The 12017-nt window shown below is 35.3% G+C and carries 7 protein-coding genes; 3 read left to right on the top strand and 4 right to left on the bottom strand.

Annotation, left to right across the window (positions count from 1 at the left end; genetic code table 11):
* Nucleotides 1-32 precede the first annotated feature (32 nt).
* The gene (locus ACEYOS_RS02145; RefSeq protein WP_373708434.1) at nt 33-1013 is read right to left on the bottom strand and encodes a PLP-dependent cysteine synthase family protein; all 981 of its coding nucleotides are present in this window, start codon (nt 1011-1013) and stop codon (nt 33-35) included.
* 140 nt (nt 1014-1153) lie between these two features.
* Nucleotides 1154-2383 carry an ABC transporter permease gene (locus ACEYOS_RS02140; RefSeq protein WP_373708433.1) on the bottom strand — a complete coding sequence of 410 codons (1230 nt, stop codon included), beginning with the start codon at nt 2381-2383 and terminating at the stop codon, nt 1154-1156.
* A gap of 4 nt (nt 2384-2387) precedes the next feature.
* Here ACEYOS_RS02140 and ACEYOS_RS02135 point away from each other — a divergent pair, with 4 nt between their 5' ends.
* On the top strand, nt 2388-3584 hold the full coding sequence (locus tag ACEYOS_RS02135) for an exo-beta-N-acetylmuramidase NamZ domain-containing protein (protein ID WP_373708432.1): 1197 nt from the start codon (nt 2388-2390) through the stop codon (nt 3582-3584).
* A 278-nt stretch (nt 3585-3862) separates the two neighbouring features.
* Here ACEYOS_RS02135 and ACEYOS_RS02130 read toward each other — a convergent pair whose 3' ends face one another.
* The gene (locus tag ACEYOS_RS02130) at nt 3863-6919 is read right to left on the bottom strand and encodes a hypothetical protein (RefSeq protein ID WP_373708449.1); all 3057 of its coding nucleotides are present in this window, start codon (nt 6917-6919) and stop codon (nt 3863-3865) included.
* Between the two features lie 329 nt (nt 6920-7248).
* Between ACEYOS_RS02130 and ACEYOS_RS02125 the strand changes: the two genes are divergently transcribed.
* Nucleotides 7249-8007, top strand: a complete 759-nt coding sequence (locus tag ACEYOS_RS02125; protein WP_373708431.1) for a T9SS type A sorting domain-containing protein — start codon at nt 7249-7251, stop codon at nt 8005-8007.
* 151 nt (nt 8008-8158) lie between these two features.
* On the top strand, nt 8159-8929 hold the full coding sequence (locus ACEYOS_RS02120; RefSeq protein WP_373708430.1) for a T9SS type A sorting domain-containing protein: 771 nt from the start codon (nt 8159-8161) through the stop codon (nt 8927-8929).
* Between the two features lie 189 nt (nt 8930-9118).
* Here the strand turns inward: ACEYOS_RS02120 and ACEYOS_RS02115 are convergent, their stop codons facing one another.
* Complete coding sequence (locus ACEYOS_RS02115; protein ID WP_373708429.1) at nt 9119-11938, bottom strand: aminopeptidase; 2820 nt, start codon at nt 11936-11938, stop codon at nt 9119-9121.
* Nucleotides 11939-12017: the final 79 nt, after the last annotated feature.

Raw genomic sequence — 12017 nt, 5'->3', positions numbered from 1 at the left:
GCTATTTTTATAAAGGGCACGCCCAAATTATTTTACAACCAACCCATTTCTTTCATCCACTCATCATTGTAGATTTTCCCCACATATCGGGAACCGTGATCGTGTAATAAAACGACAATCACATCATCTTTGGTGAATTGATCTTTCATCTGAATTAAAGCCGCGATCGCACTTCCGGCAGAATAACCACAGAAAATACCTTCTTCCTTTGCCAGTTTACGGGCGTAAATCGCACCGTCTTTATCAGTCACTTTTTCGAAATGATCAATGACAGACATGTCGAAATTTTGAGGAATAATATCTTCGCCAATTCCTTCTGTTATGTAGGAGTAGGCGTTGTCTGGATGATATTCACCCGTTTCGTGAAATTCTTTTAAAATCGAGCCATAGGTATCAACGCCGATCACTTGAATTTCAGAATGCTTTTCTTTAAAAAAAGTTCCGCAACCCGTAATGGTTCCACCAGTTCCAGCGCCAACCATGAAATGCGTTAATTTGCCTTCTGTTTGGTCCCAAATTTCTGGTGCCGTAGATTCGTAATGGGCTGTACGATTCGATAAATTATCATATTGATTCACATACCAACCGTTTTCAGTTTCTTCGCCCAATCGCTTAGAAACAGAATAGTAAGAACGTGGATCATCTGGCGTTACGTCTGTCGGACAAACAATCACTTCTGCACCAACGGCTCTTAAAATATCATTTTTTTCTTTGGATTGTTTGGCGTTCGTTACGAAAATACATTTGTACCCTTTTACGATGGCAGCCAAAGCCAGACCCATTCCGGTATTGCCAGAAGTCCCTTCGATAATAGTTCCACCTGGTTTTAGACGTCCGTCTTTTTCAGCATCTTCAATCATTTTCAAAGCCATTCTGTCTTTCACAGAATTTCCGGGATTGAAAGTTTCTACTTTTGCTAAAACCAAGGCTGGAAAATCGTCACCCAAAACTTTGTTCAGTTTTACAAGTGGAGTATTTCCGATGGTTTCAAGAATATTTTGCGCGTACTTCATAAGAATTTTATAGTTTGATTATCACTTTCCACAACTTTAAAAAAATAAATTTTAAAAGGATTTAAGTGATGTTATTTAAATTGTTAATTTCGTAAAAATCGATAAGAAATTTACGAATTTGCAAAGATATAATTTTAAAATTAATTGTATTTAATGGCTTTTACCGGAGAGATTTTACTGATCAAATAACTTGGAAGAACCAGTGAAATTCCTGAAACAATAAGAATTCCCACGGAGATCAATAAAATATGGAAGATGTTGATTTCAACTGGGACGACACTTAAATAATAGTTTTCAGGATTTAAAGTAATAACGCCGAAATATTTTTGAATGAGTAAAAATCCTAAGCCAATTAAGTTTCCAATGATCAAACCCGGAATCATAATCAGTAAAGTGTAATTAATGAATATGGCTCGAATCTGCCCGTTAGTTGCGCCTAATGTTTTTAACATTCCGATGGAATTGGTTCTTTCGATAATTAAAATTAGTAAAACCATGATGATATTAATGATGACCACAATCAGCATAATGGTAATGATCAAAGCAATATTCGTATCAAAAATCGCAATGAAATCCATGATCTGTGGATATTCATCCGTGGCTTTTACGGTGTAGTTTTTATAGCCAACGAGTTCGTCAATTTTGGGCGCATCTTCATCGATGTAGTTAATGTTCTTCAGGAAAATGTCGATTCCGCCAATTTCTGAATCTTTCATTCCCTGAATTTTGCGGGCGTGATTAATGCCACCAATGATAAAAACATCATCAATTAATTTAATGTCAGTTTTATAAATTCCAACTACTTCAAACTTTCGGTAAAGCGGACTTTGATTTTCTTTGGAGAAAATAGCAACGATGCTATCTTTAATTCCTAAGTGAAGATCGGTTGCGATTTTTTGGGAAATGGCAATTCCGCTGGCAAAACCTTTTTCAGTAATAACCGGTGATTTACCTTCAATAATAAATTTGCGGAAGCGTGCCGAGTCAAAATCTTCACCAACTCCTTTAAAAATGATGCCGGCGAAATTATGTTCATTGCGCAAAATTCCGCTTACGGCGATAAACTTTTGGGTAGAAGCAACGTCGGGTAGGACTTTTATTTTATCCAGTTGAAATCCATCATTACTAAGAATCGATGAATTGTAAGAATTGTTGGACTGTTTTGATTTTACCGAAATGTGTCCGGAGAAATCGGCCATTCTTTCCTTGATCGCTTTTTTGGACCCGACTCCGGTAGAAACGGTAATGAGCGAAACAATAACTCCCAAGGCGACGGAAAGCCGACCAATAAAGACAATAACCCGTGAGAGATTATTTTTATTATCTTTGGAAAATGCAATTTTTTTAGAAAAATATAACGGAAAGTTCAATCGTATGATTTTAAGCCTCAAAAATAAAGATTTACTTCTGATTGTGCTAATTTATTTTGGTTTTTGCCAAATCAGTTTTGCGCAAAACCTCGATAAAAACTGTTTTAAAACCGGAGCCGACCGACCGGAACTCTATCTGCCTTTATTAAAAAATAAAACCATTGGCATCGTTACCAATCAAACAGGTTTGATGAAAGATCAAACTTTTCTGGTTGATTTTCTGGTAAAAAATAATATTAAAATAAAATCAATTTTTGCACCTGAACATGGTTTCCGCGGCGATGCCGATGCTGGCGAACATGTCAAAAACGGCGTTGATACCAAAACGGGAATTCCAATTGTTTCTCTTTACGGATCGAATAAAAAACCTAAGCCAGAACAGTTAAAAGGAATTGATATTGTTGTTTTTGATATTCAGGATGTTGGCGTGCGGTTCTATACTTATATTTCTACGTTGACTTATGTGATGGAAGCCGCTGCTGAAAATAAGGTAGAAGTAATCGTTCTTGATCGACCGAATCCACACGATGGATATATCGATGGTCCAGTTCTTAAAAACCAGTGGAAAAGTTTTGTCGGAATGCATCAAATTCCGGTTGTTTATGGATTGACAATTGGCGAGTATGGAAAAATGGTGAACGGAGAAAAGTGGTTGAATAACGGAATTCAGGCGAAATATACTTTGATTCCGATGCAGGGATATCACAAGAAACAACGCTATGAAATGTCGGATAAACCTTCACCGAATTTACCGAATGATCAGTCAATTAACTTGTATCCGAGTTTATGTTTCTTTGAAGGAACGCAGGTTTCTGTTGGGCGTGGAACTGCTTTGCCTTTCCAGATTTATGGTTCTCCCTGGACTAAAGATTTGCCGTATCAGTTTACACCAAAACCGTCAGCAGGTGCGAAAGATCCTTTCTTAAATGGCAAATTATGTTACGGCGAAAATCTGTCAGAATATTCGGAAGATTTACGAGTTCTGAATATAGACTGGCTTTTGAAAGTGTATAAAGATTATAAAAATCCACAACAGGATTTCTTTTTAAAGAATCTGTTTTTTGATAAGTTAGCGGGAACTGATGAATTAAGAAAACAAATGGTAGCTGGAAAATCTGCTGTTGAAATTAAGAATTCGTGGAAAGGTGATTTGGATAATTTTCAGAAAATCAGAGCGAAGTATGTGATGTATGAAGATTAATTTTCAAGAGCCAAGTAAAAAGTAAAAAGAGCCAAGAAATAACGTGAATGGTCAATTGTGAATAGTTAATTTTCGAACTCTTTTTTAATATAGAAGGAGACAAAAACTTTCGGGTTCAATTTCCGAAGGAAATCTTAATCTTCTTAATTCCTAAAAGAATATTAACGGTAATCTTTTCATTTTTCGAATTTCTACCATAAATCTCATCTTAAATTTTTTGAAAGTTTAAAGGAAAATTTTAAAAATATCCTTGCATTCGTGGCAAAAATATCAATAATCTAAAAACTTGCTTTCACCTGCATTGATCCCATGTGAATCGTTCTTTCACCAGAATTCCTGCCTTCATAATTCAAATCAAGTTGAATAAATGAATTGATCGCTTGTTGAAGAAATACCGACCAAACCTGATTTTTCCCTGGCTTCAAACCATCGAGCATTTGGTTGCCGACAATCGAAAAATTATTTCCCGTGAAATCATTATTGATAAAAGAAAAATTCCCACGAACCGAAGTTTTTCGCCAATCCCATTGCAAACTTCCCGTAAGGTCAAAAGTCTTTAAAAACTCTTCACCATCAATTCTTTTTTTCTGACGAAAGGCCGAAGAAAATTCTGACTGAATCGCTTCCGTAAATTTATAGGTTGCTTTTGGCTTGGTTTCTACATTTTGCAATTGATAATCTCGACTGGTAAAAAGTTGCGACGCGTTGTCAATATCGTGAAGCGAATTCTCCCAATCTATCCGGAAATCTTTCCCAAACCAATGTCCGATATTCAGGGAATGAGAAACCTGCGTCCGCTCTTCATTGCTAAAGTTAGCATTAATTAAATTATTGTTGGCGATGAAGCGGTAATTTCCATTCCAACCCGATTTGTCGGTCGGATTAAACTGTGCCGATGCCAAAATATTTTGATTTTTTAGAATTTGATCTTCATTTTTTTCAAAAGGATTAAGCACAAAAACCTTTTCTTTTTTAAAGTAAGAGTTTTGAGAATTAATTGAAATATTAAAATTCCAGCGTTTTAGAAATTGATTTTCAGAATCAAAAATTACAGACGGGTTTACAAATAAAGCCAACTGCATTTTATTTTTATTGGATGGAATATAATTTACGGTATTCGTGTAAATCCTAATAAATTGCGCCAAATCTGCATATTCTGCAATTTCAAATTCATCTAACTGCTGAATTCCATCACCGTTATAATCGGTCCATTTATAAACACCTTGCCCGTCCGTAACTTTGATATACTGAAATTCGCGTTGTGCTTCCTGTCCATTTCCGAGTTCATAAAAAGCCTGCAAACGCATTCCATTATTGAATAATTGTTGCTGATAAGTCATGTTTCCAACAATGAAGTCCTGATTGTATGTGGACTGTAAATCATCCGTTTTCTCAAAGAATTTTCGATAATGGAGGAGTGCAGATAACGTGGTTTTCTCTGTTTTGATGATTTGACTTTCAGCCATAAAACCAAGAATTTGATTTCTATTTTGCAAAGTATTATTTCTGACAGAATCATTGTCACGCAAATACATTTTTGCTAAAAGTTTTGTTCGGGTTGAATCCCCAATTTTTTTCTGAACAAAAACCTCTTTCCAGCGATAACTGGTGACATCAAGCACATCGGTTTGGTTGAAGTTTTTTATATTTTGTTCCATGCCAGCGCCGACTGCCCAACTTCCTTTTTTGCCCTCGTATTCTGTCGCAACGCCAGTTCTGACAAAGTTGGTATTCTGAAAAGTTGATTTGGTGTCGAGGTAAGAGAAATTTCCGTTGGTGTTAAATTTCCCTTTGATCCAGCCAAAATCCAGATCGTTTTTTATTCCAGTATAAGAATCTTTTTCATCTAAATAATTGATTTTGTAATTCAGGAAAGAAGTGTTTTTCCATTGATTCAGAAAACTAAAAATTAAACGGTTTTGAGTAATTTGATTAAATTCCTCAGTCAAATTAAAATCCCGTGAAAACTCTACATCATTGATTCTATCTAAAATATGAAACTGTGAATTAATGTGTTGGTATTCAAAACTCGGCGTTCCTTTCCAGTTATTTTTGCTAAAAGTTTTGTAACCGAAAACTCTGCCGGCGTAGCCGATGTTATCACTCGCATCTTTCGAGGAGAAAAGATTGATATCGTAATTGCTTAAAGAAAAGTCTGCTCCGATTTTTCCTTCCTTTAAAAGAACTTCGGCATTGGTAGAAAAAACCTGTGCTTTCTGTGGTGATGGTAATTTTCGTACGGCTTTGTAAGTTCCGGCATTTGGACCAGCGTATTCGAAAACCCTTCCGTTATTGGTAGTTTGCTTTAAACGGTAATCTCCTAAATTGTCGCCAAAATAAGTAAATGCAACCTGATATAATGTTTGTGTTTGATCGCTGGAGAATTCGTAATAATTTCCATTTTGATTTTGAATAAGTTGATAGAGAATTTTATTCACATCATATTCGGAAACTGTTCCGGAAGGAGCATACATTAAATCGGTGTTATTTCCGGCATTGGCTAAAATCTGCTCATCTTCTTTAGATAAATTTAAAGAAAGTGGTGCGTTTTTATTGTCATTTTCCATAAACCAATTGAAACCAATTTTTACTTTTTCCCGTTCATGCTGAACTCCGCCAGTCACTAAAAAACGGGAGTAATTTCGATTGGTGTAATTATAAGAAATGGTAATAAAGTTCTGTTTAAAAATCGGACGAAAACTGGTAAAAGTAATTTCACCCGTATTGTAATTAATGACGTAATCCTGACTTTCACCGCGTTTCATTAAAATTCCATCGATGAAAACCTGTTCAGACCCAGAAATAATAGTAATAAACTGTTCGCCATTTTTTCCATTTAAACGATAAGGACCTTGATTTCCTTCTACGCCTTGAAAACGGATTCGGTGGAATTCACTCCTGGCCACACCCGCAGAAATGTTGGCGAAGGTTTTATTTTCAATTCCAAATTGCGTTTGATATTCTAAACCCATACTTCGTCTTTGAAAGCGTCCGAAATAGGTTTTCTCATCCAGCAAATCCAAATGACCAGCACGCAGAATGGAGTTGTCTTTAATATTGAGTTGTAGATAAATTTTATCGAATTCCTCCAGCGTTTGCGTATAACCATCGGCTTGAATAGGTAAATTATGATCCGAAATAGAAGCGAGAATCGAAACATCGTTGGACAGGTTTCCGGTAACCTGCAGATCCATGGAACTCTGCACACTTTGCCCCTGGTTATTCCCAAAAGTAATTCCTCGGATGATAGAACCTTTTGAATTTAGATCGCCTAGAATTTGAGATCGTGTATTTTTAACCAGAACGCCTTCATCAATAATGGTTTTATTCGGCATTCTGATAAAATCCAAAGTGTCTTTAGAAAAAACGTCTTGTTCAATTTTTGCCGCAAGGATAGAATCTTTTTTTAAAGAATCTTTTGATATGTTTGGATTTTGCCACGTAAAAATTTGAGCATTAATTAGACTTAATGCAGATACATAAATGAATAAGAATAGTATTTTTTTAATCAAAGCGCTTTAAAAACAGTGGTGTAAAAGTAACGAAAAAGTCTTTTTAAAATTGTTGTTGCAGATTTAACATTTAATTCATGTTGAAATTAGGGAATTAGTAAAATTGTTCGTATTTTTGTGCTATTAATTATTAATTATTTAAATTTTCAAACATGAAAAAATTCTATTCTTTATTCGCAGCTGTAATTTTAGCTGCAACTGTAAACGCACAAGGTGCTGAAACTTTTGAAACTCAAACTGCATTAACTGCAACTTATGCTGATGGCACTTTTGCTGGAGAAACTAGTGGAGTTACTGTAAATTACGTTCATTCTAGAGACCAGGACACTTTTGCTATCAATGGTAAGGGATTGATGCTTAGAAGATCTGACGAACCTAGTTCTGTAGAATTTGAAATTCCAAATGGAGTAGGTACATTTACTTTTAAGTATAGAAAAGCTTTTACAGGAGGTACAAATAACAGAGTGTTAGCTTTAGTTGTTGACGGAGTTGAAACAACTGTTACTCCTGCATTCGGTACAGCAGGTGAAGATTCTACTGTATATACCTCTACAACGGCTATCAACAAATCTGGTCTTGTTAAAGTAAAAATCACTTATCCTGCAGGAACTCAAACTGGTAACAAGCAAATCACTATTGATGGAATTTCTTGGACCGCTAACGCAACTGCTGCTGTAGTTGATGTAAACACTGCAAAAGTTAATCTGGTAAAAAACACGGTAGTAGGAAATGCAATCTTGTTTGCTGCTAAAGCTGACGTACAGATTCTTAACATGAACGGTCAGGTTGTTAAAACTGCATCTGTTAATGAAAATACTTCTTTAGAGGTTTCTTCTTTAGCTAAAGGAATGTATGTAGTAACTGCAAACGTGAATGGAAAAGCAGTTTCTCAGAAAATTATCAAAAAATAATTTCTCAGAAATTTTATAAAAAAAAAGATTATCAGCAATGGTAATCTTTTTTTTGTGCTAAACATGATTTATATTTTGAAACTAGTTATTTTAAAAACAATTTTGTAAATTCGTATTACCAATTAATCATAAACAATTAAATTTCAATACAATGAAAAAAATCTTTACAATTTTAGGAATCGCAGGAGTAGCCCTTATGGGTGCTCAAAATTTAATACCAAACGCAGGATTTGAAACCTGGGCGGATGGTAAGCCAGATGGATGGTTTGCAACGCCTGCACAAATTATTCAAAGTACGAACCCGGTACATTCGGGTGGGTTTGCTGTAGGTTTGTTGGCTGCTAATTCAACCAGTAATATTGGTGCACCAGATATAGCTGTGGTAGCAGGAAAAACTTATGTTTATTCTGGATGGTACTATGACAACGTAAGTAATGGTCGATTCAGATATTGGGGGCAATGGAGAACAGATGCCGCATTATTGACAGAAACTACTTTGCAAGGCGCGGATTATTCTACAGATGCTCCGCAATGGGTTCAATTTAGCGTAGAAGCCGTAGCTCCCGCATCTGCAACTATTGCAAGATTATCGTTGAGAACTTACAAGGATGCAGACGGCACCTCAGGAGGTCTTGTGTACTTTGACGACATTTTGTTTCAGGATAAAGCGTCAATGGCAGTTACCGACGTCGCTGGTTTCGACAAACAAATCAAAATGAACACTAATGTAGGAAATGCTTTAACCGTAATTCTTCCTGCAAGAGCAACGGTAAACATTTATACTGCTGAAGGAAAATTAGTAAGTTCAAACAGAATTGACAGCGGACAATCGATCAACACTTCTTCTTTAACCAAAGGAATGTATATTGTAACTGTTGACAATGGTTCTGCGAAAGTGAGCAGAAAAGTAATGAAGAACTAATATTTCTTTATAATAAAAATGAAAGCGATTCCAATTTGGAGTCGCTTTTTTTATGGGTTGAAATTTTTTACACGATCTAATTCCAGAAACCTTAATCTTCTTAACTGCTTAATGGATTCTTAATGGTTAAATGATAAAAATATAACTGCTTCGTTTTTAAAAAGTTTTAAAGGACTTTGGAAGGGTTTTTTAAAACCAACCTCTTCTAAAATAACTCGTGATCGCACTAAAGTTCAGCACCAACGTAAAGCGTATTCTTTGTCCGTAATCTTTAAAGGAAGGTTCAAACCCAAGTGAACTTTGAATCGGGAAATATACTTCCAGAAAATCGGGAATTACTTTTACTTTAACGCCAGAATCCCAGATGAATTCGGCACTTTGATTTTTGTTTTTGTAAACGCCAGCATCTGCATAAACATTAAACCAACGCCACACATGGGAATCTACGTTGACTGAGGTAATCCATTTGTTTGCGGTGGAACCAAGATAAGATTTGAAACCACCTTCGGCCACAATTAACTGTTGTGCAAATACGCCAGAAGTTGCACTCTGTCCCAATAAACCATAAGAAAAAGCATAGTTGGATACTTTTGAAATACCGTAATTAAACAGGTCGTTTTTCGTATTATTATTGATGAAGTAACCACCGAAAAATCGGAAGCTCACTTTTTTATCTTCTGCAAATTCCCATCGATAAGAAAATTCTGTTGAAATTTTCTGGAAATCTTCCATCCACTGAAAATTGATGTTGCTGGATTTTTCATGAATTAAAGAACGATCAGAATAACCGTATCCTAAATTCCATAAGTTGTATTTGCCGTATTCTGTTTGGTTCTGTTTGGTTGGATCTAAATCTTTTTCTAAATAATTATAAGAAAATCCGATACCACGACCTATATCAGAACGTGGGTTTTTCGCAAAATTAATACCGACAAATGCACCCAGTTTTCTGTACGTTAGATCAAAATCATAATGAAAATGAGAAGCCGAAACGCCAAAATCTAAACTTCGGTAAAAACTATTTGCCGGCTGAAAAGAATAGGAAACTCCTCCTGATCCAGCTAATTGTCCGGTACCTGAGCTGAAATAAGGAGTGAATGAATATTGAAATTTTCGGTCAAACAAAGAACCGTTCTTAAAGTTAATTCCAAATAAAACTTTGTCATACGCATTGAAGCTCAACCGCGGATTCACATAAATTTCATTGTATTCTGGATTAGGAATGTCCTTGAATACTTTGAGTTTTAATTTTTTCATGTTAGAAAATACTCCTTTGGTATATAGATAATTATCGCGGAAGTTTTTCTCTGGAAAAATATAATGATCGTTAATGATTATTTTCTCGGCATTGGATTGTGGAATATTGTACTCAACGATTTTTTCAGAGGTATCGGTATCAAACCAAAAAGTCTGTTTCTCGCCAGACTGTTCCTCTGTTTCAATTTTAAAGGGAATCGTTTGTGGAGTGTTTTTTGAAACTTTAACCTGAAAATTATCATCGATTTTCCTAAACCTTTTCAACTTAAAATTGACCCTGTTTTTCTGCTTGATAAAATCTTCAAAAAAATCTGAGGAATAACCTGAGGCTAAGGATAATTCGTCTAAAAACACTTTTTGATCCACCTGTTCCGCAGCGTATTTCGTCAAATAGTTTTTCAAAAAGTCATCGAATTTTTCCTGACCCATCTTTTCGGCGATGAAGGCAAAGAGACTTCCAGTTTCGAAATGACTAATGGCAGTTGCATTGAAATTGCTCATCTTTTCAAACGGTTCATCAATTTTTTGATCCAGATTTTGAGTCACCATGTATTGGTAAGCAAGACCATATCTCTCACTCAACTCCAGTTTAGAAAGACGGAAAAACTTCAAAGGTTTCAAACCGAAGATTTTCAGTTGGTCTGGTAAATCTCCCAAGAGTTTTCTGTCCTTGTAATAACGGTCCAGATATTCGATTTCCAAATACGTTTTCAGTCCATTCATCAACCAATGATCATTGCTTTTTTCAAAAATGACACTTCGCTGAACAATTGCTTTAGACAAGATGCTGAAATAATTGAGATCGGTTTGCTCGTGGTTTTTAAAAAGTTGGTAGTGAAATTTCCAAAATTGCAGATCGTCAATGCCGATGAAATCTTCATCTTTTTTAAATTTTTCTGTAATGAAAATTTTCGCTGGCAGATTTCCAATTTTATTTTTGATGAAATGAAGCTGTAGCGGAAGATAAAATTCTAGATTTTGTCTTTCATCAGCATTCAGCTTATAACCGAAATCAAGTTCGATTTTTTGACCGTCAATCTCCGTGATCATTTGATCCGTAGATTTTAAGGTAATTAAAAATTCGGGATCTTTATTGAGTGGTCCGGCAAATGAAGTTCGCTCAATTCGCTCTAAATTACTTTCCACAAAATAGGTAGCTGGCAAGTCAAAATTAATTTTCCAGTAATTTCCAGGACTTTGATTTTCTTCAATATTTTGAAAATATTGGGGACTTTGATCTGGGTTTTCGAAAGAGTCGGGAACGATGAAAAAATATTTGAATGACAATGAATTTTGGTCAATTCCGTAACCCGTGAATTTCTTATGAGGTATTTTTAAAAGATATTGTAAAGATATTTTGACGCTTTCGCCAGGTTTCAATTCTTCAGCAAGTGGATAATAAATGTTTTCATCATTGCCTGAAAGATAATCCCAACCGGAAGATCCTATTCTAATTTTTAAGTCATCGGTATCCCCTAATTCTTCCTTCGTTGCAAAATACATATCAGTCTTTCGATCCTGTAGAGTTCGGGAAAGGAGTGGAGTGTTTCTATTCTTATACGCCGATATCCAGTTGAGTAGCTTAATTTTCTTTATCGGTAAGTCGGTAGTGTTGTAGTAAATTATATCTTGATCTACCGAAATAAGATTACTGTTTTCACTAATTTTTGCAGTAATGTTAATGGTATCCTGTTGAGCAGAAATCCCAACAAAAACTAGAAGAAATAAGAGGGCTGTAGAATATCTTTTCATTTTCAAACGTGGCTCAAATATAACGATGTTTTTTAAAAATTAGTGTTAATTTTCCATATTTAGAAATAATAGGTAATTT

Source organism: Kaistella sp. (assembly GCF_041824135.1).
Classification (GTDB): Bacteria; Bacteroidota; Bacteroidia; order Flavobacteriales; family Weeksellaceae; genus Kaistella.
Note: the sequence above shows the minus strand (reverse complement) of the source record. Positions and strands in the feature narration are given on the sequence as shown.

What these genes read in the sequence shown, in the direction of transcription:
- ACEYOS_RS02145 (WP_373708434.1), bottom strand. Translation starts at nt 1,013, where the DNA reads ATGAAGTACGCGCAAAATATTCTTGAAACCATCGGAAATACTCCACTT.
- ACEYOS_RS02135 (WP_373708432.1), top strand. Translation starts at nt 2,388, where the DNA reads ATGATTTTAAGCCTCAAAAATAAAGATTTACTTCTGATTGTGCTAATT.
- ACEYOS_RS02130 (WP_373708449.1), bottom strand. Translation starts at nt 6,919, where the DNA reads ATGCCGAATAAAACCATTATTGATGAAGGCGTTCTGGTTAAAAATACA.
- ACEYOS_RS02125 (WP_373708431.1), top strand. Translation starts at nt 7,249, where the DNA reads ATGAAAAAATTCTATTCTTTATTCGCAGCTGTAATTTTAGCTGCAACT.
- ACEYOS_RS02120 (WP_373708430.1), top strand. Translation starts at nt 8,159, where the DNA reads ATGAAAAAAATCTTTACAATTTTAGGAATCGCAGGAGTAGCCCTTATG.
- ACEYOS_RS02115 (WP_373708429.1), bottom strand. Translation starts at nt 11,938, where the DNA reads ATGAAAAGATATTCTACAGCCCTCTTATTTCTTCTAGTTTTTGTTGGG.